Raw genomic sequence first — 20652 nt, 5'->3', positions numbered from 1 at the left:
GATTGAAAGGCCAAGGTCGTGTGGTGTCAGCGATGCGTGTTGTTCAACTGTGGCGCAGATCGAGCGTGAACGGAAACTCGAGGCTGCGTTGCGGTCGGCCCACGGCGAGCGGCCCCGGCGTATGACCCGACGCGAAGAAACGCGCGCGTCGCCGGCTTTCCGCCTCGTAGGCGTTGACCGGGAAGGTCTGATAGTTGCGTCCGCCCGGATGAGCGACATGATACTGACATCCGCCGAGCGAGCGGCCGCTCCAGGTGTCGACGAGGTCGAACGTGAGCGGCGCGTGTACGCCGATCGTCGGATGCAGCGCCGACGCTTGCGACCACGCGCGAAAACGCACGCCGGCCACGTACTCGCTGACACGGCCGGTCGGTTGCAGCGGCACCGGCACGCCGTTGACGCTGAGCACGTGACGATTGCCGTTCAACCCGAGCGCGCGCACTTCGAGCCGCTCGACCGACGAATCAACATAGCGCACCGTGCCGCCGGCGGAGCCCTCCTCGCCCATTACGTGCCACGGTTCGAGCGCGTTGCGGATCGTCAGATCGATGCCGCTCAGCGTCATCTCGCCGACGAGCGGAAAGCGGAATTCGAAATGCGGCGCGAACCATGCGCTATCGAACGCGAAGCCCGCTTCGCCGAGTTCGGCGAGCACGTCGTCGAAATCCATCTTCACGAAGGTGCCGAGCAGGAAGCGGTCGTGCAGCTCGGTGCCCCAGCGGGTGAGCCGCTGCGTGTACGGGATGCGCCAGAACCGCGCAACGAGGGCGCGCAGCAGCAATTGCTGCACCAGACTCATGCGCGCGTGCGGCGGCATCTCGAAGCCGCGCAGTTCCAGCAGACCGAGGCGGCCTGCGGGTCCGTCGGGCGAATACAGCTTGTCGATGCAGAACTCGGCGCGGTGTGTGTTGCCGGTCACGTCGATCAGGATGTTGCGCAGCGCGCGATCGATCATCCACGGCGGCAGGTGGCTGCTGTCGCGGCCGCCGAGCAGATCGACCTGCCGTTGCAACTCGGCGAACGCGATTTCGAGTTCGTAGAGCTGGTCGTTGCGCGCTTCGTCGACGCGCGGTGCCTGGCTCGTCGGTCCGATGAACAACCCCGAAAATAGATACGACAGCGACGGATGGTTGTGCCAGTACGCGATCAGGCTCGCGAGTAGATCGGGCCGGCGCAGGAACGGACTGTCGGCCGGCGTCGCACCGCCAAGCACGAAGTGATTGCCGCCGCCGGTGCCGGTGTGGCGCCCGTCGAGCATGAACTTCTCGCTGCTCAGATAGCTGTGCGCGGCCGACTGATACAGGTACTCGGTGTGATCGACGAGCTCGTCCCAGTTCGCGGCAGGATGAATGTTGACTTCGATCACGCCGGGGTCGGGCGTCACCTGCAGCACTTTCAGACGCGGATCGCGCGGCGGCGGATAGCCTTCGAGCACGATCTGCATCTTCAGCTCCGCGGCCGTCGCTTCGACCGCGGCAAGCAGGTCGAGATAGTCGTCGAGGTCGGTCAGCGGCGGCATGAAGACGTGCAGCAGCGTGCGGCCGCTGCCGAACGCATCGGCTTCGGCTTTCGGGCCGGCCGCCCGCTTCGGGTCGCGCGCCTCGACGCACACCGCGGTGCGCAACGTGTCCTTCGACGATTCGCCACGCGCCGGTGGCGATTCGCCATGACGCGGCGGCGCGTACGCGAGCACGCCGCCTTGCGGCATGCCGCTCAGCAGATCGGCCGCCGACAGCGACAGCGCGGCCGCCTGCCGCGCGCTGGCCTGTTCCTCGGCGATCTGCCGGCTCTCGCGCCCGCCTTCGTACTGCACGCGCAACTGCGCAGCCGTGCGCAACGGCTGCGGCGGCGCGAACGGATCGTGCGCGTGCTGATACGGATAGTCGGTCTTCGACACCCACGGCAGCGAATCGAGCGGCAGCCGGTAGCCCATCGGTGAATCGCCGGGGATCAGATACATGCGTTCGTCGCGGAAGAACCAGCGTCCCGTGATCCACTGCGGCGCGATGCCCGGTGCGCCGCGCTCGCGGCCGATCGGCAGCACGTAGCCGGCCGGACTCGCGAGCCCGGCGTCGAACACGCGCCGCAGCCGCACGCGTTCGAGCTCGTCGTCGAGGCGCGCGTCGAACGGATCGACGTTGACCGGCAGGCGACGCTCGCGCCACAGGTAGTACCAGGTGTCCTCGTAGCCGGGCTGGATGCAGTCCGCGTCGAGCGACAGCTTCGCCGCCAGATGCGCGATGAAGCGTTGCGCGTCGCCGGCCGTGTAGCGGCCCGGCTCGCGTTCATCGGCGAACAGGGCCGGGTTGTGCCAGCATGGCTCGCCGTCGGCGCGCCAGTACAGCGACATCGCCCAGCGCGGCAGTTGCTCGCCCGGATACCACTTGCCCTGGCCGATATGCAGGAAGCCGTTCGCGCCGTAGCGTTCGCGCAGCCGGTCCATCAGCGCGACCGCGTAGCCGCGCTTGGTGGGTCCAAGCGCGTCGGTGTTCCATTCGGCGGCGTCGCGATCACGCACCGACACGAAGGTCGGCTCGCCGCCCATCGTCAGTCGCACATCCATGTCGGCGAGTTCGTAGTCGACCCGCGCGCCCATCTTCAGCACATCGTGCCAAGCGGCTTCGCTGTACGGCTTCGTGACGCGCGGCGACTCCAGCACGCGTTCGATCGACATCGAGTGTCCGAACTCGACCTCGCATTCGTCGACCGCGCCCGAGATCGGCGCCGCGCTGCCCGGCTCCGGCGTGCAGGCAACCGGAATATGGCCTTCGCCCGCGAGCAGCCCCGAGGTCGGATCGAGCCCGATCCAGCCCGCGCCCGGCAGATAGACCTCGCACCACGCGTGCAGGTCAGTGAAGTCGACCTCGGTGCCGCTCGGGCCGTCGATCGATTTGACGTCGGGCGCGAGCTGCAGCAGATAGCCGGACACGAAACGCGCCGCGAAGCCAAGTTGCCGCAGCGTCTCGACGAGCAGCCAGCCCGTATCGCGGCACGAGCCCGATGCGTTGACTAGGGTTTCCTCGGGCGACTGCACGCCCGGCTCCATCCGGATCAGATAGCGGATCTCGCGTTGCAGCCGCTGGTTCAGCGCCACCAGGAAGTTCGCGGTGCCGGCCGGCGTGCGGTCGATGCTCGCGACGAACTCGGCGAAGCGCGGGGTCATCGGCCGCTTCACGCAGTAGGGCGCGAGTTCGGCTGCGAGTTCCGGCGCGTAGTCGAACGGAAACTGCTCGGCCGATGGTTCGAGGAAGAAGTCGAACGGGTTGTAGACGGCCATCTCGGCGACCAGATCGACGCTCACCTTGAACTCGCGCGTCTGCTCGGGAAACACGAGCCGCGCCTGATAGTTGGCGAACGCGTCCTGCTGCCAGTTGATGAAGTGCCTCGCGGGTTCGACGCGCATCGAGTACGACAGGATCGGCGTACGGCAATGCGGCGCGGGCCGCAGCCTCACGACTTGGGGCGACAGCGTAACCAGTCTGTCGTAGCGGTAATGAGTGACGTGATGCAACGCGACGCGTATGGACACTCCGGACTCCTCGACGAAAGGTGCAGCCCGCCAAAAAAGCAAGCTCTATGCCGTTGCTGGACAAACCCCCATGAATCGCTTTGTGTTGCCTGAATTGCGTGTGCGTTTTGCGTATCTGTCGTCTTGCCGTTGCGCTGCGTCGAACCGTGCACCAAAGCGGCGCAGCACCGATGCACGATCATGACCGTACTGTGCGTTAAAGCGGTGACATCTGGCAATCGCGGCATGAAGATTGCGATCGTTCGTCACCGCAACCGACATCGCACTGATCACAAGGCCGGCCCAATGAAAACCTTCCACTGCAATCGCTGCGCGCAACTGCTGTTCTATGAGAATGTCCGCTGCGAGCGCTGCGAGTCGCTGCTCGGCTATCTGCCCGAACTGCGCGAAATCAGCGCGTTCGAAGACGCCGGCGACGGCCGCTGGCGCAGCCTGCATCCGGAGGCCAACGGCGCGCTGTTCCGGCAATGCCACAACTACGCGGTCGAAAACGTCTGCAACTGGATGATCCCCGCCGATTCGCCCGACACGCTGTGCCGCGCCTGTCAGTTGACTCGCACGATTCCGAACCTGAGCGAACCGGAAAACCGGCTCTACTGGTACCGGCTCGAAGTCGCGAAACGGCGTCTGCTGTACACGCTAGGCGAGCTTGGCCTAGATGTGCAATCGCGCGACGCGGACCCCGAGCGCGGTCTCGCCTTCGAATTTCTCGCCGACGGCGGCGATGGCGAGCCGGTGATGACCGGTCACGACAACGGGCTGATCACGCTGAACATCGCCGAGGCCGACGACGCACATCGCGAGAAAGTGCGCACCGCGATGGGCGAGCCGTACCGCACGCTGCTCGGCCACTTCCGCCACGAGACCGGCCACTACTTCTTCAGCCAGCTGATCGAAAACGAGCCGCGCTGGCTCGAACCGTTTCGCAAGCTGTTCGGCGACGAGCAGGCCGACTACGGCGAAGCGCTGAGCGCCTACTATCGCGACGGCGCGCCGGCCGACTGGCAGGCGTCGTACATCAGCGCGTACGCAACGATGCATCCGTGGGAAGACTGGGCGGAGACGTGGGCGCACTATCTGCTGATCGTCGATGTGCTCGATACCTCGACGTCGTACGGACTCGCGCTGCTGCCCGACGATCCGAGCGAGCCGACTCTGACCGACCGCACGCCGGTCGAGGATGCGAGCTTCGGCAATCTGATGAAGCGCTGGTTTCCACTCACGTATGCACTGAATAGCCTGAACCGCAGTCTCGGCATGCCCGACGGCTATCCGTTCACGCTCGCCGCCCCAGTGGTCGACAAGCTGCGCTTCGTGCATCGCGTAATCACGGCGGCGGGCGGCAAGCGCGACCAGCGAGGCGACCGCGAGCACATGAGCGCATGAAAGCGCCCACTGCCGGATCACCCGGCAGCGGGCTTTCATCACACGATCAGCGCTTCAGTACGCCACATAAGGCCCCTTCCCACCCGGCGTCGACTGCTGCTCGATCGCCGCATAGACGTCGCGGCCATAGAAGAACGGCAGCCCCCAATCGAACACCGTCGACGTGACGAACGCCGGTCCCGCGAGCATCGGCAATGCCGAGTCGCCGCTATACGTCTGCGCGATCGACGTCGCATTGCCGATGCTGAACGTCACCGCGCTCGTCGTGCCGTTCACGCCTTCGATCATCGCGCTCAACTGCTGCGTCGAGCTCGGGCAGTAATACGCGCTGTTCGGACTCGCGCAGGCCGGCATCAAGGTGGTCTGGAAGAAGAGTCCCGTCGAGCCGCTGTCCATAATGCTGCGCGTATACGTGGTGCCGTTCTGCACCGTCGTGAACGTGCCGTTCGACGGACTCACGCCGATCACCTGCGCCGCGCCGAGCGCATTGTTGCTCTGCGTGCCGATGCCGAACACGAGCTGCCCCGACACCGATCGCGCGCCGCCCGACACGGTCGGCAGACTGAGCATCGAGCCGTTGTTGTCGGTCGCGAAGTACGGCACCGGATTGGCGACCTGATACGTCTCCGCGAGCGGAATCGACGTGCAGCTCGCGCCGCTGCAACCGTAGTAGGTAGCGGGAATCGCCTGCTGCGCGCAGTTCGCGCCACAGTCGTTCTTGAACACGCCGATGCCGAGAATGCCGTTGGCCTGCAAGGTGGCCGGCGTATTGCGAGGCGCGCCGACGGCCGCGCAATCGCCCGGCAGCGATGCGTAGCCCGGATCGATCACCTGGATCGGCAGCGACGCGGCTTTCTCGCCGGCGATCTGCACATCGGCGAGCTTCACCGCGCCCCACGTATAGCCGTCGAAGAACTGCATGCATTCGGCGACGAGATTGCCCGCGCCGTCCTTCTGCTGCGGCAGGCTCATCGACGCGGGCAGTTGCGACGCGAACACGCGCACGCCCCATGAGCCGGTATCGACGAGCACATGATCGATCGTCTGACAGTTACTCGTGCCGGGCGCGCAGATCGTGATGCTGACGAACGGCATGTTCGGCACGTTGCTGATGCCCGAGTCGACCGTCACGCGCACCGCGTTGGCGGCCAGCACCTGCGGCGACGGCGACGTATTGGTCACGGTCGAGCCCGATGAACCGGGCGAGCCGCCGGACGTGCTCGAATTAGCCGTGGTGCTCGCGCTGCCGCCGCCACCGCCCCCGCCGCCGCACGCGCTCAACAGCAGCGCCAGAACCATGACGGGCGTCGCGCCCAGCCGAGTCATCCACGAAGACCTGGATCGCATGATTCGCTCCGTTATTGAATGACGCTGACGTCGACGCCGGCGGGCACCGCCTGCGGCAGATACGCGTAGCCGGTGAAGGCGCGCAGATGGCCGCTCGAGAACACCACGAGATCGCTGTTCGACACCGCGAGCGGCACGCCGCGACGCGTCGCGCTGGCGGCGACGTAGGCGTCGAACGATGCGCCGAGCATCGCCTTCAGATCGGGCAGCGTCGGGCCATCCCATGCGACGCCGAACACGATGCCGTTGGCCGCCACAAATTCGCGCACCTGGGTGCCGGACGGCAGCGTCAGCGCGTGCACCGAATAGGCGCCCTGCGCGCTGGCCGCATGAGCGACTGCGCGCAGGCGCGTCTGATCGCCGTCGACGGTGCTGGCGTTCTGGCCGAGCGTCGCGTGCGCGGCGAACGGCAACGCGCAGCATGCCCCGAGCACCGCGCAGGCAATGCGGGTAAGAAGCTTCGGATTCAAAAGATTTCCTTCGAGGTGAAAACGCGAAACCAGGGGCGCACACCTGATCGGCCAGGCCGGGTTGCCTTCACGCCGGTCGGGCTGCGTGAATGCGTCTACGGAAAGGCGGGGCGAAACTTTAAGTCAGGGGAATCGCACGCGGCAATCGTTTGCTATGCGATTTGAACTTTTGGAGGTTCCGGGATCGTTCGACTACCTTCGATCCGTGCGGACAAAGTCTTTTGGCGACAATGCTTTGGTTTTCTTCTGATATTTAGAAGCAGCAGGCTGTGGAAATTTCGGCCGTCGCGTGTAAATGCTGTGAATGAGGGCAGCGCTTTTTTATCGATGTAAGCGTCTGCCGAATAACGGGGCAAAAAAATCGCGGAGGGCTTGACGGCCCCCCGCGACATAGCTCGTTCGGAACTCGCGGCGTGCGCTACTTCTTTTGCTGCTGAAGAAGCGACTTCAGTTCCTGTACATTCTCCTCCACGCGTTTCGCGATCACCGCATACGACTCCGCCTGCGTCTGATACGCGGCTTGCGCGAGTTGCTGCATATCGGCGAGCGATTTGTGCAGGCTCTGCTGGATCAGCTCCGCGGTTTTGCTCGACGGCGCGGCGCCGGCCGCGGTGAGTTGCGCAGTCAGCGACTGCAGTTCGCCCAGCGTGCTGCGCAGCATCTCGGCCTGTTTCTGCGCGAGCGACTGCATCCCCTGGAATGCTGTCTGATTCGCCTGAACCAGCGCTTCCATGTCCTTACGGCGTGCTTCCATGATGGCGGGTACGTCGAAGCCGGGGAGCTTGAACTGTTCCAGCATTTTGGTCAGATCGCCAAACGGATTGGCTGCATCGGGTCGGTCCATGCGAAATCCTCCTTGCGGTTGAAGACTCATCGCCTCTGCGCCGCCCGCACCAGGCGCGACGCCGATGCCGGCGGCTGCGTGTGCCGCGCCTGCCGCCACAGCGAGACGCTTTTGGGGGTCGCACGGCACATCGCAGCAATCATGCGCTATCCGGCTGCGTTGCGCCAGCGGCGCTCACCCTGACGCGCATTCGTGGACGCTGACGTGCATCGCGTCGAAGTTCGCGGCGCGCGCTTCGCGCATGCGAGCGCAATCGAGCGATCGGTGCGTTGCCGCCTCTCGCCGATGGGTGGAAGCGCTCCCGCAGCCCCGCTCCGTGCGGCTTTGCGCGACTTCGTTGCCTGTCCCACATTGGCGCTTCACTGGCGCTTTCCATCTTCGGTCAGGTGATTACGATAGGAGCTCCGCAACATCAGGACAGGGTGAAGGAATGCGCTATCCAATGGACATGGCCATTGCCGCCGCCTTGCTCGTGTTCGTGCTGTGCTGCATCGTCAAGCTCGCTTTGAACTGATCGGCGGCTGGATCTCCGCGCCTTCTCTCTTCGCCATCCCCTCCCCGCCGTTTCGTGTCGCGCTTCGCTGCGGCTGCCCGCGCTTCGCGCCTTCATGTCGCCGTGACATCGCTCGAAATAATTGTTGAATGGAGTTCGGCGGCCCGCGCGCCCATACTTCGTTCGCTGCCGGTGCGTGACGAATCACAGACGCATGAGATCGAAAGGCTTCACGTGCGAATCCCTTCGCCGATGATCGACGATCCCACGGTTGCCCGATCATCGGCGCTGGACTCGAACCAACTGGCACCGCGTGCCGACGACAGGATCATCATGTTGACTTCAGTGAACTTCATCAAAAAGAACGCCGCCCGTTTCACCTGCATGGCACTCGTGTGCGGCAGCGCGCTGCTGAGCGGCTGCGCCGGCGCCAGCGTCACGAATCTGAGCGCGACGAGCACGTCCGCGACGGCCGACGCAGGCACACAGTCGACGATGCATCCGGACACGATCTACGTGTACACGTTCGATGCCGATCCGCAGCAGGTCAAGCTCGATCACAGCGGCCTGCTGCAGAAACTGAAGACGCAGATGTCGGGTTCGACGGACGCGCAGAAGCAGGTTGCCGATGCCGCCCAGGTGCGCGAGCAGGTCGCCGACGAGATCGTCCATCAGCTGCAGGCGATGGGTCTGCACGCGGTGCGCACCGACGCGCCGGTGCCCGCCGGCCAGAACGTGCTGCTCGTGCAAGGCAGATTCGAGACGATCGACGCCGGCAATCGCCGCCGCCGTACGCTGATCGGCCTCGGCGCCGGCAAGAGCGAGGTGAGCAGCGCGGTGCAGATCGTCTACCAACCCGCGGGGGGCGCGCCGCGCGTCGTGCAGAGCTTCACGGCCAACGCGGACAGCGGCAAGATGCCGGGCATGGTCGAAACCGCCGGGGTCGGCGCGGCGGCCGGCACCGTCGCGACCGCGGCAGCGGCCGGCGCGGGCCTGCACGGCGTGACTGAAACGAAGCGCGCGGGCGTGTCGGACGATGCCAGGCGCCTCGCCGATGCGGTCGCGAAACAGATCGCGCAGTTCGGCGTCGAAGCCGGCTGGATGCAGACCGCGCGGAAAAGCTGAGCGGTTGAGCGCGGCGGGCTGCGCGCCCGGCTGAAAAGTGCGGCGGCGCGGAGAGATGTCCGCGCCGCCGCGTTTTTTTGTCGACGCGAGCGCCGTCGTTAACCGCGCCACAGCCGTCGCAACAATGCGAGCAGCGTGGCGGGCGCGGTGCCCTTCTGGCAATAGCCGTCGAAATTGTGGCGCTCGCGGCCGGTTTCCCTCACGTGATCTTCGTCCAGCGACGTGAACGCGACGATGCCGAGGCTGTGCGTCGGCAGATAGCGGCGCAGCGCGCTCGCCGTTTCATAGCCGTCGCGCTCCGGCATCATGATGTCGAGTACGACGACGTCGGGAACCCAGTTGCGCACGCAGCGCAGCGCCGCCGTGCAGCCGGTCGCGGCGCGCGCCTCGACGCCCTCGTAGGACAGCCAGGTGGCAAGGGCTTCGGCGGCGCTCTCGTTGTCGTCGACGACGAGCACGCGCGGCACGTCGTGCAATAACTGGACCTCTCGGGCGCTCCATCTCTGGCAGGTAGTCGAATTTCGTGACATGTATGGCGGCCTGCGATTAAACCTTTGGGCGGGTAGCAAACGCTGTACCGTCCTCGCGGAGCCGTCAAACCGCGCATCACGGCGTCATGACGCCATCGGAAATACCCACTTTTGCCATCTGTTCTGTAAATCGTTGCAGTTCTTCAATAGGAACGATTCGCATTTGAACGATAATCCGCCCGGACCTTTCGTTCCTTGCGCGGACCGGACCCAAGGTGCGCCGCGTACGTTCCTGTGGTCGATCAGCACCGACTTCCGATCGTCAGACGCACAGTCGGTCGCAGGTGCCAGGAGACTCGCAGGCATGACAAAAACGCTGCCAGGTTTTCGGGCCTGGCAGCGTTTTAGCATTTACGCGCGAATTGAACGGCGTGGCGCCGCCCCGCGTCACTCGACCGGCGGTTCGCCTTCGGGTTTCTTTTTCGGCCGCTGCGCATCAGCGGCGCGCTGCGGCAGCTTGCTCTTTTCGTTATCGCTGTGCTTGACGGGCTGGGGATGATTGAACTGTTCGTCGACGACTTTCATGGTGTGCCTCCGTGCCAACGCAACACAACACAACTCTCAACTCAACACAAACAACACTCATGAATGTTCGGCGGACCGCTCGGTCTCGCCCGTGCCTGCGACTGCGGCCGGCGCATCGGCTGCCGCGCCCATCGTCACCAGCACGCTGCACGTCACGCGGTCGAGCAACAGCCCGTCGTGCCGGCCGCCCCACCATCGCGCGAGTCCGTGACTGCGACGATGACCGACGACGACCAGATCGGCCTTCAGGTCGTTAGCGAAAAACGGAATCTCATCGAGTGGTTCACCGATCGCGAGATGACCAGTCGCGCGAATTCCGCGCGCGGCGAGTTTCTGCAAGCCCTCGTTGAGCAGCGCTTTGGCGGATTCGTTGATGAAATCGACCGGCACTGCGGACGTGATGTCCGCGCCCTGCATCCACGCCGTATTGTTGAGCACGGAAAGCAGGTGCACTTCCGCGTTCAGATCTTGCGCGAGAGCGGCACCGTCCTTCAACGCGTGTTGTCCTTCGCGTGTTCCGTCGTAGCAGAGAAGAATGCGCTTGAAGCTCGACATGAGAACCTCCTTGCGCCGCGCGGCAAGTCATCAATTAATTATATGTCAGTGGCCACCGAATCCCTGCCCTGGAATAGCGAAATGCGCCGGAACCGTTCGCGCTCGCGTTCCTCGTTGAAGATCGACAGCGAGGGTTTGACGAGATCGTGGCGTGACACGATGCCGATCAGCCGATAAGTGGATGTATCGGCGACGACCGGCACGCGATCGAGCGAACGCGCGGCCAGACGCGCGGCGACGTGCCGGCAGGTCTCTTCCGGCAACGCGATGTCGAGCCGCTCGCTCGCGAAGTTCGCATCGCTCGCGCACAACTCTCCGACCGTCGCCGTCGCGCGACACTCGTCGAGCGCCGCGCTCAGCATCCCCCGATCCGCCATGCCGACGAGCCGCCCCGCCTGCACCACCGGGTACGCGCGATGAATCTGCGTCGAGCCGAAGTACTGTGCGAGCGCGTCGGCGACGCTGAGGCTCGAATCGATCGTCTTTACCGTGCGCGTCATCACTTCATCCACGTGATGACGTTCGAGCGGATCGATGCCGTACTCGCGATAGATGTGGTACCCGCGTCGCGCGATCTTCTCCGTCAGAATCGAGCGGCGCATGAACAGCACCGTGAAGCCGTACGACACCGCGGCGGCGGTCAACAGCGGCAGCAATGCATTCGCGTCGTGCGTCAGTTCGAACGCGAACACGACGGCCATGATCGGCGCGCGCATCATGCCGCCGAGCGCCGCCGCCATGAACACCAGCGGCCAGACCGCGGGGTCGCCGCCCGGCATCGCCGGACCGAGCACCGCGCCGACGCCCGCGCCCATCATCAGCAATGGCGCGAGCACGCCGCCGGACGTGCCCGAGGCCAGCGCGATCACCCAGATCACCGCCTTGACCAGCACGATCGCCAGCACGACCTTCACGGCGAGGTGATGCATCAATAGATCGCCGATCACGTCATAACCGACACCCAGCGTGCGCGGCTGAAAATAGCCGCCGATGCCGACCGCGATGCCGCCGAGCGCGGGCCACCACATCCAGTGAAACGGCAGCCGCGCGAACGCGTCCTCGACCTTGTAGAGCAGCGTCGACAATCCCCACGACAGCGCGCCGCCGATCAGCCCCGCGAGCGCGCACGACGCAAGCCCGAGCGCGCCGAGCGGCAAGGTCTGCAGCGGAAACAGCGGACCGCTGGCCAGAAATAGCGGCCGCGAAAAACCCGCCACCGCGCACGACACCGCAACCGGCAGCAGACTACGCGGCCGCAATTCGAAGAGCAGCAACTCGACCGCGAGCAACACGGCGGCGACCGGTGTGCCGAACACCGCGGTCATGCCGGCGACCGCACCCGCGACCAGCAGCGTTTTGCGCTCGCTGCTCGACAGATGGAAGAACTGCGCGATCAACGACCCGAGCGCGCCGCCCGTCATGATGATCGGCCCTTCGGCGCCGAACGGTCCGCCGCTGCCGATCGCGATCGCCGACGCCAATGGCTTCAGCACGGCGACCTTCGGCGACATTTTGCTCTTGCCGAACAGGATCGCTTCGATCGCTTCGGGAATACCGTGCCCGCGAATCTGCTCCGATCCGAAGCGCGCCATGAGCCCGACGATCAGACCGCCAACCACCGGCACGACGATCACCCACAGCCCTAGCATATGACTGCGCGGCGAGCGGTCCGCGATCGACAGCGTCTGAAAGAAGAACAGGTTGGTGAAAAAGCGGATCAGGTGCAGCAGGAAGTCCGCGGCGAAGGTGCTCAACAAGCCGACCACGGCGGCAATCACCGTGATTCGCAGAAGCCGGGTATCGGTGGCGAAGTCGCCTTTTGACGCGTGGGTCTGCACTGCCGCTCCTCATGGTCGGATCGAGATAGGGAATGGGTGTGCCGTCGTAACAGCATCGCGCGCGCATTAGCCGTACCTGAACGCATGCGCTTGTTCGGCGCGGCGATCAGGAACGCCGCGGGCTATGACTCCGGCCACAGAAAGAAAACATGAGCAGCGTTTGCCGCGGGATCGACTGGCAAACCATGGCTGTGCGACCGAGGGGTCCATGCCTCGTGCGGCGAACCGTTCGGCCATTTCACGAGCACCACCGCTCCACTGGACAACTGGTCGACAACGGTGCCGCCATACACGCCGATCACTTTGCTTCGCACCCCGGTGTCGCGCGACGCGGCACATGGGTCGCGCATCGGCTGCTGGTATCGTCCGGTTTCCTGCGCAGGTGAGAACGCATGGGCAAGCGGGACGGCGCAAACCGAAATAACGAGGATTGCGAAGCGTCGACGCGACGTCAATCGTTTCATCGCGATTCCCTCGACGAACTACAGCCCCCAGATGATGTCCGCGTCCGAGTCGCGCGCCGCACGCATCATGTCCAGAAACGGCCATGCGCGCTGCGACAGCCGGTTGCGCGACTCGCGCTGATTACTCGTTGAACAGTGCAATGCTTCGAGCGTCGTTTCCGCGGCCGCGTCTTCGGTGATGGCGGCTTCGAGACGATCGATCGCGCGGACCAGCTCGTCGTGGCTGATGACGCCCCGCTCGCCGAGCCGCTTGCCGATCAGGCCTAGCAGATATTGCGCGAGATCCCTCAGCATGACGACGTCCGGCGACGCCGTCGATTGAAATGTGATCATCATGATGGCTCCCTTATCGGTCTATCAGGCAACCGGCCAACGAGTGCTGCCAATCGGTCACCATCATTTTATATCACAACGTGATAAACAGGAACGTGCGGCTTGGCGATTTGGGGCCAGGCTGAAGGACGTCGGCCCGCGCTCGACTGTCTGCGATATGCGACAGATTTCGCGTGTCGGGCGGGGGCTGGAGAACTTTTTATATCATATTGAAATATAATCATGACCAGACTGTATTCGCGTTGCCAGGGTTTCCCCGGTAATGTCGGGCCCGGCATCATCGACTACTTTCCGCTCCTATCTTGTCCCGCTCTCCTGCTCTCGGCTGGCTTGCCAGCTTTCTCCCCGCACCGGTCACCGTGAAGTGGCACGAGCGTGCGCGTTCGTGCCTCGGCGCCCTGCTCGGCATCGCGTTCACCGGCGGTCTGATGTATCTGCTGCTCGGCCCCACCGCCAACATTCCGCTGCTGGTCGCGCCGATGGGCGCCTCCGCAGTGCTGCTGTTCGCGGTGCCCGCGAGCCCGCTCGCGCAGCCGTGGTCGATCATCGGCGGCAACCTCGTGTCCGCGACGGTCGGCGTGACCTGCGCGATGCTGATCGGCGATCCGACGCTCGCGGCCGCGCTCGCGGTGGCGCTGTCGATCTCCGGCATGTTCGCGCTGCGCTGCGTGCACCCGCCGTCGGGCGCGGTCGCGTTGACCGCGGTGCTGGGCGGCCCGGTCATTCATGCGCTCGGCTACCGCTTCGTGCTCGAACCGATCGCGATCCAGTCGGCCGCGCTGCTGTTCGCGGCGCTCGTCTATCACGCGGCAACCGGCCATCGCTATCCGCATGCGGGACGCCAGGACCGCGCGACGCCGAACCAGGCCGCCGACGAAGCCGCGCGTGTCGGCTTCACCCGCGACGACGTCAAAGCCGTGCTGCGACGCCGTGACGAAATGCTCGACATCGGCACCGACGACCTCTATTCGCTGCTGCGCGAAACGCAGCTGCAGGCTTTCTCACGCAGCTTCGACGAACTGCGCTGCGAAGACGTGATGTCGCGCCATGTCGTGTCGGTGTCGCCGGGCACGCGCGCCGCCGCCGCATGGGAGCTGTTCAGGCGCCACAACGTGAAGGCGCTGCCGGTCGTCGATGTGAAGCAAAAGCTGCTCGGCATCGTCACGCGCGCCGATTTCGTCGACAGGAAAAAGTTCGGCGCGCTCGGTCCGATCCTGAACTACTTCGACGGCTGGCTGCGCGGCGATGCGCTTCGCACGTCGAACGTCGGCAGCTTGATGACCACCGACGTATGCACCGTCGCCGCCTCCGATCCGATCACGGAACTCGTGCCGATGTTCGCGAACTATGGGCACCACCATGTACCGGTGCTCGATCGCGCGGGGCGCGTGGTCGGCATGATCACGCAGGTGGACCTGATCTCCGGCCTATATCGGCAGACCGCCACCCAAGCCCGCAACGCGGCCTGATTTTCAGTTATAAGAGCAAGGAGACCTGCCGCGCGATGCCGTTGCCACGGCCGCAATCCACCCAAATACATCATGCCGTGATATATTTTCGGCTTTTCTTCTCAACGGCGGATATCTCATGAAAGTACGGACTCGCAAGCTCGTCAAGAGCGATTTCGAGCAGTTGTCGGAGTTTCGCTACCAGATGCGGCGCTTCGAGCGCTTCTCGGAGCAGGCCGCGCAGAACGAGGGCATCACGCCGTTGCAATACCTGTTGTTGCTGCATATCAAGGGCTATCCCGAGCGCGACTGGGCGACCGTCGGCGAACTCGCGGAGCGTCTGCAGGCGCAACATCACGGCGTCGTCGCACTGGTATCGCGCTGCGAGGCACTGAGTCTCGTGCGCCGCCAGGTCAGCGAAACCGATCGTCGCCAGGTTGAAGTACACATCGAAAAAGCGGGAGAACGGGTACTCGAGCGGCTCGCGGAATTGCATCGCGCCGAATTGAGATCGCTCGAAGGCTCCTTTCAGATTCCTCAGATCGACCTCGACTAACCATGAGCATGGATTCCCACAAACGCGACTTCGCGGCAAATGCACGGCTGCCCGGCATTTTCGCGCTCGCCGCGTGCATCGGCCTCGTCAGTACGTTTGCCGCTTTTGTTCTGCTGAACCTGATTCGCCTGTTCACCAACCTGTTTTTCTTCGGCACGCTGTCGTTCGTCGACCGCTCGCCCGCCACCAATACGCTCGGCATCTGGGTGATCGGCGTGCCGGTGATCGGCGGCTTGATCGTCGGACTGATGGCGCGCTTCGGCTCCGAAAAAATTCGCGGCCATGGCATTCCCGAGGCGATCGAAGCGATCCTGTTCGGCAAGAGCAGGATGTCGCCGAAAGTGGCCGTGCTCAAGCCGTTGTCGTCGGGCATCGTGATCGGCAGCGGCGGGCCGTTCGGCGCGGAAGGCCCGATCATCATGACCGGGGGCGCGCTCGGCTCGCTGATCGCGCAATGCGTGAAGGTCACGTCGGCGGAACGTAAGACGCTGCTGGTGGCCGGCGCCGCGGCCGGCATGACCGCGGTGTTCGGCACGCCGCTCGCGGCCGTGCTGCTCGCGGTCGAGCTGCTGCTGTTCGAGTGGCGCCCTCGCAGCTTCCTGCCGGTCGCGGTGGCCTGCGCGGTCGCCGGCTTCGCGCGCGCGATTTTCTTCGGTACAGGTCCGCTGTTTCTGCTGCAGACCGCCGCGCCCGATGGCTGGTCGCTGCTGTCATGCGCGGTCGCGGGCGTGTTGTCGGGCGCGCTGGCGTCCGGCCTGTCCGCCGCGCTCTACAAAGTGGAAGACCTGTTCGGCAAGCTGCCGATCCACTGGATGTGGTGGCCCGCGCTCGGCGGCATCGTCGTCGGCATTGGCGGCTGGCTCGAACCGCGCGCGCTCGGCGTCGGTTACGACGTGATCGGCGATTTGCTGCATCAGCATATCGCGGTGCAGGTCGCGCTTTTGCTGCTGACCGTGAAGGCGGTGATGTGGGTCATCGCGCTCGGCTCGGGCACGTCCGGCGGCGTGCTCGCTCCGCTGCTGATGCTCGGCGCCGGACTCGGCACGGTACTCGCGCACTGGCTGCCGGGCAGCGAGCCGGCGCTGTGGCCGCTCGTCTGCATGGCCGCGACGCTTGGCGCCACGCTCGGCGCGCCGCTGACGGCCATCGTGTTCGCGTTCGGCCTCACGCACGACGCCAACGCGCTGCTGCCTCTGCTGACGGCAACGCTGATCGCGCACGGCTTCTCCACGGTGGTGATGCGGCGCTCGATCATGACCGAGAAAATCGCGCGACGCGGATATCACATCTATCGCGAGTACGGCGTCGATCCGCTCGAGCGCCACTATGTCGACGAAGTGATGACCGCCTCGGTCGAATCGGTCGATGCAGCCACGACGGTCGGCGCAACGCTGCAAACGCTATTCGGCGCGAACCAGCTGCGCCGCGCGTATCCGGTGGTGCGCGACGGCGCCGTGATCGGCGTGGCCGACCGCCTGTCGCTCGAACGCTTCTGCGCCGAGGACCCGGAGCGCAAGCGCGCGATGACGCTCGCCGACGTGTTCGCGCAGCACAACACCGCCTTTGCGTTGTCATCCGAAACCTGCCGGCTCGTGGCGACGCGGCTCGCCGTGCTGGGACTCGAACGCCTGCCGGTGGTCGCCGATGGCAACAGCATGCGTCTGATCGGAATCGTGTCGCGCAGCGATCTGGTCAAGCCGTCGCTCGCTCACTTCGAAGAGGAACACAAACGGGAGCGGTTCCGTCGGATCGGGCCGTCGCTCGGCAAGCGGCGCTTCGCGCCGGTTCGTAAAGCCAGCTGAAAAACCGCGGCAATAGTCGAAGGCCGAGTCCCGTGAGGGCCTCGGCCTTTTTATTCGCGCATGCAGCTATTTGCCCGCGCCGCGCGACTCGACGCAACCCAGCACGAGCGTGTCGCCCGATTTCGCGCCGGGACCCAGCGCCGCGGTGTGGAAGTCCGCGTGGTCGCAATGCCATTCGGCGCGGAAGTCGCGTGGGCATGCCAGCGTCGTGCCGCCTTTGTGCAGGCCGGGCAGCGGGTAGTCGCAAGTTTCCCGTCCGTTGCAATGACGCTCGAGTTCGCGAGTCAGGTTGCCGCGCGGCGCGCCGCAATTCTCGCCATAGGTGCCCGATACGATCGTGATCGCGCGCATGGGCGCGTCAGCGTTGGCGGACACCATGAATACGCCGCTTGCTAACGCTAGCGCGGCAGGAAGGATTCCACAGAGGAAAACCCGTCCGCGCCGTGAAGTTTCCATCGGCTTCTTCACTTTTCACCTCCGTTGCCGCTATAGGCGACGCTGAACAGAAACGCGCCGCCTATAGCCAGGTATAGAGGAAAGAGCCAAACACTGCCACGCAGAAACCGATTCCTGCATGCAGTCGCGGCAAAAGCCGTTATTCGAGCGCCTTGTCGTTCGGCTGCGTGTACAGTTGCTTCAGCGAATCGCTCATCGGAAAGTCGAAGCTGATGTTCTTCGGCGGCACCGGCTTGACGAACCAACGGTCGTACATCGTGTGGATTTCGGGTCCTTTCATCACCTGTTCGAGCGTGTCGTCGACGAGCTTTCTGAACTCGGGATCGTCGCGGCGCAACATGAAGCCATACGCTTCCGACGATTGCGGCGTGCCGGTGATGATCCAGTCCGACGGCTTGGCGGTCAGCGTGCGCGTGCCGGCCAGCAACACGTCATCCATCATGTACGCGACGGCACGGCCGCTTTCGAGCGTGAGGCGCTCCGTCCTGGCGGCTTGACTGCAGACGACCTTCATAGAATAGCTCGCTTACCAGCTGGCCAATATGCTCGTCCATGCGATGCTGTGTGGTCAGCATGCCCTTGTGACTCTTCGGCAATTGTTCGAAGAGATCCTGGAAGACATTGCGTTTGAGGAGATTTTCGACCTCGTTCCCTCGTTCATCGGCCGGCGATAACCGATCGACTCGTCCAGCGCATCGGTTGTGATCGCCCACCATAACGACTCTGCGCGCCACCGCCGCGGGATCAGTAACTCGGCGCCAAACGCCTTTTCGTCGATGATGGCCAGCCTTCTCGTGGACTCGTAGACGACTATTTCGGACATGTAGTGTCCTGATGCTAGTAAATACCTCCGGTTGTTGAGCGAATGCAAACGCAAACGATTGCGGAGCATCTCACCGCTTCTCCGATAGCAGACCTCGCTATCGCGAAGACGTCTTTGCTCATACAATCGGCCCCGATCCACAACGAACTCCTACAAAGCGCACTGATCGATTAGTCGATTACCTTGTGGATTCAAGATTATTTGGCCCATACCGACACTACGTAATAGATCGACTGTGATGTGAATAACTCCTCGCTATCAGCCGATATGTCCGTACGCCAGCGCGGTATCCATATCGGCAGGGATCTTCGAAGGTACTGCCCTCCCAAACGAAAGTTCTTGCCCGCTACGCAACCGTGGAGTCTGCGCGCGCCGACACGGCAGGCAGCAAGGAGGCGCCTCACCGACGGCATCGCATTCTGTGACTTACGGGCCAGATCGTTGTGACAATCGGGCGAAGGCGGCTGTGCCTGAAGCGGTGCCTCGAACACTATCGCGTGACGGGCACCACGCTGGTGGGGGATTGATGCGTGCAACTTCTGTACAAAGGGAATACAAGGGATGACTGACTCTGCTCAATCATGGGGACTGCTCGGCGCTGATGGGTTGGCGTCGGTCCGCCGCGTCCGCACCCTCGATGTGCGGCGCCGCTGTACGACAATTCAATGAGCTGGCGGTGCCGGGCATGGGCAGTATCTGGACCGGCCGGCAGCTGCTGTGGCCGTTGCTCGGTATTGCAGCGGCAGCCATAGCGCGGGAGTCGATGCAAGTGTCGAACATCGAGGCCGCCAACGCGGTTGAGGCGCTCGCCTGCAGGATTGCGCTCGCGTCGAACAATTGGCAGCGCGATCGCCGGGTCCGCGGCACGCAGAAGCTGCGCGGCAACGAGAACCTCACCTTCCAGGCAATGCGCCGGCCGGGATTCTATGTCTCTCAGCCGATGCGCATGTCAGCAGTGCAACCGCTGCTGGCGCTGGGGCTTGTTGAGTCGGAAAGCGAGCGCTTCAACGCATACCGGCTGTCCGAGGCCGGACAGGCCTTCCTCGACACCGCATGTGATCCTTTTCCGGACTGCTGGTACGGCCACGGTGTGATCGTGACGGTCGCGAAGTGGATGACGGGCAGCAACATTGAATTCCGGGCGTGAAATGCATACGCTGCTCAACCGCGGTGAATCGGTCCATCAGTTGCAGCGCGCAATCTATACCGTCAAGATCGCGCCGGAGCGCGGGCGGCGCCGCGACGAAATGATCGCGATTTCTGGCTCCTTGACGCTGCTGACCAACCTGGTCATTGCGTGGAATACACAACGCATCCAGGCAACCCTTGATCGTTGGCGAAGCAAGGGCCAAGGGGTGGACGACGACTGGTTACGGCGGATGGGGCCAGCGCATTTTACGCATGTGAATTTCCGTGGAACGCTGACCTTTCCGATCGATCGCTATCGAGAGATGCTTCTTGATGCGGCGCCATGGCGGCGCATGGCTGGACCGTGAACCGGTTCGGTATGCACACAGACCGCAGGAGTGCAGCGCGTGGTGCGGTTTTGTTGGCCGCCCTCAATCATGCGCGCTCCGGCTAGGCGCGCGGGCGACGAAAGCGCCAGGTTTTACTGAGATGGACCCGGCGCCTCCCACCGGGGGACACTAACGCACTCACCCAGACGTGCGGAGGTTCATCATGGAAATCGACGTTCTCGGCATTGATCTAGCGAAACAGATCTTCCAGCTCCACGGCGCTGATCGTCGCGGTCGTGTTGTGCATCGGTCGAAGGTCTCGCGGAGTTCGTTCTTCGAAGCCGTACGCGCCTTGAACCCGAAGTTGGTTGTCATGGAAGCATGCAGCACTGCCCACCACTGGGGGAGGCGTTTCCAGTCGGTCGGTATCGAAGTCCGGCTGATCAGCCCGCAATATGTTGCGCCGTTCGTCAAGACAAACAAGAACGACCGCAATGATGCGGAGGCGATCGTCGAGGCTGCCAGCCGGCCCACGATGCGCTTCGTGACGATCAAATCTGTCGAGCAGCAGGATATCCAGGCAGCACATCGCATGCGCGCAATTCTGCTGCGTCATCGTACCGCGCTGATCAACCAGATACGTGGCCTGCTCGGCGAACGGGGGCTGGCTA

At 64.2% G+C, this 20652-nt stretch carries 17 protein-coding genes and 2 pseudogenes; 7 read left to right on the top strand and 12 right to left on the bottom strand.

Annotated elements, in window-relative coordinates; translation table 11 throughout:
• Positions 1-43 precede the first annotated feature (43 nt).
• Entirely contained in the window at positions 44-3529 is a 3486-nt protein-coding gene (locus VSR82_RS24325; protein ID WP_498858130.1) for a transglutaminase family protein, read from the bottom strand.
• A gap of 285 nt (positions 3530-3814) precedes the next feature.
• On the opposite strand from VSR82_RS24325, the gene VSR82_RS24320 reads away from it, so the two are divergent.
• A complete protein-coding gene (locus tag VSR82_RS24320; protein WP_429455859.1) occupies positions 3815-4915 on the top strand; it encodes a zinc-binding metallopeptidase family protein in 1101 nt (366 codons plus the stop codon).
• A 54-nt stretch (positions 4916-4969) separates the two neighbouring features.
• On the opposite strand, the gene VSR82_RS24315 is transcribed toward VSR82_RS24320, so the two are convergent.
• The 3 genes from VSR82_RS24315 to phaP form a co-directional block, all read right to left on the bottom strand.
• Positions 4970-6262 (bottom strand): DUF3443 domain-containing protein, encoded by a 1293-nt coding sequence (locus VSR82_RS24315; RefSeq protein ID WP_429455860.1) that lies wholly within the window; start codon positions 6260-6262, stop codon positions 4970-4972.
• A gap of 11 nt (positions 6263-6273) precedes the next feature.
• A complete protein-coding gene (locus tag VSR82_RS24310) occupies positions 6274-6732 on the bottom strand; it encodes a DUF2844 domain-containing protein (protein ID WP_410851385.1) in 459 nt (152 codons plus the stop codon).
• A 418-nt stretch (positions 6733-7150) separates the two neighbouring features.
• A complete protein-coding gene (phaP, locus tag VSR82_RS24305; RefSeq protein WP_368582242.1) occupies positions 7151-7576 on the bottom strand; it encodes a TIGR01841 family phasin in 426 nt (141 codons plus the stop codon).
• Between the two features lie 826 nt (positions 7577-8402).
• Between phaP and VSR82_RS24300 the strand changes: the two genes are divergently transcribed.
• Positions 8403-9194: a DUF4410 domain-containing protein gene (locus VSR82_RS24300; protein ID WP_429455861.1), complete on the top strand. Its 792-nt coding sequence runs from the start codon at positions 8403-8405 to the stop codon at positions 9192-9194.
• A 98-nt stretch (positions 9195-9292) separates the two neighbouring features.
• Here the strand turns inward: VSR82_RS24300 and VSR82_RS24295 are convergent, their stop codons facing one another.
• The 5 genes from VSR82_RS24295 to VSR82_RS24275 form a co-directional block, all read right to left on the bottom strand.
• Positions 9293-9724, bottom strand: coding sequence for a response regulator (locus VSR82_RS24295; RefSeq protein ID WP_368582240.1), 432 nt, complete (start codon positions 9722-9724; stop codon positions 9293-9295).
• Between the two features lie 387 nt (positions 9725-10111).
• A complete protein-coding gene (locus tag VSR82_RS24290) occupies positions 10112-10249 on the bottom strand; it encodes a hypothetical protein (RefSeq protein ID WP_013092287.1) in 138 nt (45 codons plus the stop codon).
• Between the two features lie 57 nt (positions 10250-10306).
• Positions 10307-10804 (bottom strand): universal stress protein, encoded by a 498-nt coding sequence (locus tag VSR82_RS24285; protein ID WP_368582239.1) that lies wholly within the window; start codon positions 10802-10804, stop codon positions 10307-10309.
• Between the two features lie 38 nt (positions 10805-10842).
• Entirely contained in the window at positions 10843-12642 is a 1800-nt protein-coding gene (locus tag VSR82_RS24280; RefSeq protein WP_429455862.1) for a chloride channel protein, read from the bottom strand.
• A gap of 482 nt (positions 12643-13124) precedes the next feature.
• Positions 13125-13442, bottom strand: coding sequence for a DUF1840 domain-containing protein (locus VSR82_RS24275; protein WP_368582237.1), 318 nt, complete (start codon positions 13440-13442; stop codon positions 13125-13127).
• Between the two features lie 299 nt (positions 13443-13741).
• On the opposite strand from VSR82_RS24275, the gene VSR82_RS24270 reads away from it, so the two are divergent.
• From VSR82_RS24270 to VSR82_RS24260, 3 genes are all read left to right on the top strand, one after another.
• Positions 13742-14908 carry an HPP family protein gene (locus VSR82_RS24270; RefSeq protein WP_429455864.1) on the top strand — a complete coding sequence of 389 codons (1167 nt, stop codon included), beginning with the start codon at positions 13742-13744 and terminating at the stop codon, positions 14906-14908.
• 118 nt (positions 14909-15026) lie between these two features.
• Positions 15027-15443 carry a MarR family winged helix-turn-helix transcriptional regulator gene (locus tag VSR82_RS24265; RefSeq protein WP_176106657.1) on the top strand — a complete coding sequence of 139 codons (417 nt, stop codon included), beginning with the start codon at positions 15027-15029 and terminating at the stop codon, positions 15441-15443.
• A gap of 2 nt (positions 15444-15445) precedes the next feature.
• Positions 15446-17245: a chloride channel protein gene (locus tag VSR82_RS24260; protein ID WP_498858129.1), complete on the top strand. Its 1800-nt coding sequence runs from the start codon at positions 15446-15448 to the stop codon at positions 17243-17245.
• Between the two features lie 66 nt (positions 17246-17311).
• Here VSR82_RS24260 and VSR82_RS24255 read toward each other — a convergent pair whose 3' ends face one another.
• The 3 genes and pseudogenes from VSR82_RS24255 to VSR82_RS24245 form a co-directional block, all read right to left on the bottom strand.
• On the bottom strand, positions 17312-17623 hold the full coding sequence (locus VSR82_RS24255; protein ID WP_368582234.1) for a hypothetical protein: 312 nt from the start codon (positions 17621-17623) through the stop codon (positions 17312-17314).
• A gap of 217 nt (positions 17624-17840) precedes the next feature.
• Positions 17841-18182: pseudogene (locus tag VSR82_RS24250) on the bottom strand (glutamate/aspartate ABC transporter substrate-binding protein); the annotation flags it as partial.
• Positions 18133-18276, bottom strand: coding sequence for an AAA domain-containing protein (locus tag VSR82_RS24245; RefSeq protein WP_498858200.1), 144 nt, complete (start codon positions 18274-18276; stop codon positions 18133-18135). The gene VSR82_RS24245 and the pseudogene VSR82_RS24250, both read right to left, overlap by 50 nt.
• A 1371-nt stretch (positions 18277-19647) precedes the next feature.
• On the opposite strand from VSR82_RS24245, the pseudogene VSR82_RS24240 reads away from it, so the two are divergent.
• Positions 19648-20020: pseudogene (locus tag VSR82_RS24240) on the top strand (Tn3 family transposase); the annotation flags it as partial.
• Positions 20021-20204: 184 nt separating this feature from the next.
• Positions 20205-20652, top strand: a 448-nt coding sequence (locus VSR82_RS24235; protein WP_498858128.1) for an IS110 family RNA-guided transposase, incomplete at its 3' end; no start/stop codon positions are given.

This window comes from Burkholderia sp. JPY481 (assembly GCF_038900515.1).
GTDB lineage: Bacteria > Pseudomonadota > Gammaproteobacteria > Burkholderiales > Burkholderiaceae > Paraburkholderia > Paraburkholderia youngii.
Note: the sequence above shows the minus strand (reverse complement) of the source record. Positions and strands in the feature narration are given on the sequence as shown.

Coding starts and splice junctions, on each gene's coding strand:
- VSR82_RS24295 (WP_368582240.1), bottom strand. CDS start 9,724: ATGTCACGAAATTCGACTACCTGCCAGAGATGGAGCGCCCGAGAGGTC.
- VSR82_RS24265 (WP_176106657.1), top strand. CDS start 15,027: ATGAAAGTACGGACTCGCAAGCTCGTCAAGAGCGATTTCGAGCAGTTG.
- VSR82_RS24315 (WP_429455860.1), bottom strand. CDS start 6,262: ATGCGATCCAGGTCTTCGTGGATGACTCGGCTGGGCGCGACGCCCGTC.
- VSR82_RS24290 (WP_013092287.1), bottom strand. CDS start 10,249: ATGAAAGTCGTCGACGAACAGTTCAATCATCCCCAGCCCGTCAAGCAC.
- VSR82_RS24300 (WP_429455861.1), top strand. CDS start 8,403: ATGTTGACTTCAGTGAACTTCATCAAAAAGAACGCCGCCCGTTTCACC.
- VSR82_RS24275 (WP_368582237.1), bottom strand. CDS start 13,442: ATGATGATCACATTTCAATCGACGGCGTCGCCGGACGTCGTCATGCTG.
- VSR82_RS24285 (WP_368582239.1), bottom strand. CDS start 10,804: ATGTCGAGCTTCAAGCGCATTCTTCTCTGCTACGACGGAACACGCGAA.
- phaP (WP_368582242.1), bottom strand. CDS start 7,576: ATGGACCGACCCGATGCAGCCAATCCGTTTGGCGATCTGACCAAAATG.
- VSR82_RS24255 (WP_368582234.1), bottom strand. CDS start 17,623: ATGGTGTCCGCCAACGCTGACGCGCCCATGCGCGCGATCACGATCGTA.
- VSR82_RS24245 (WP_498858200.1), bottom strand. CDS start 18,276: ATGCTGACCACACAGCATCGCATGGACGAGCATATTGGCCAGCTGGTA.
- VSR82_RS24260 (WP_498858129.1), top strand. CDS start 15,446: ATGAGCATGGATTCCCACAAACGCGACTTCGCGGCAAATGCACGGCTG.
- VSR82_RS24320 (WP_429455859.1), top strand. CDS start 3,815: ATGAAAACCTTCCACTGCAATCGCTGCGCGCAACTGCTGTTCTATGAG.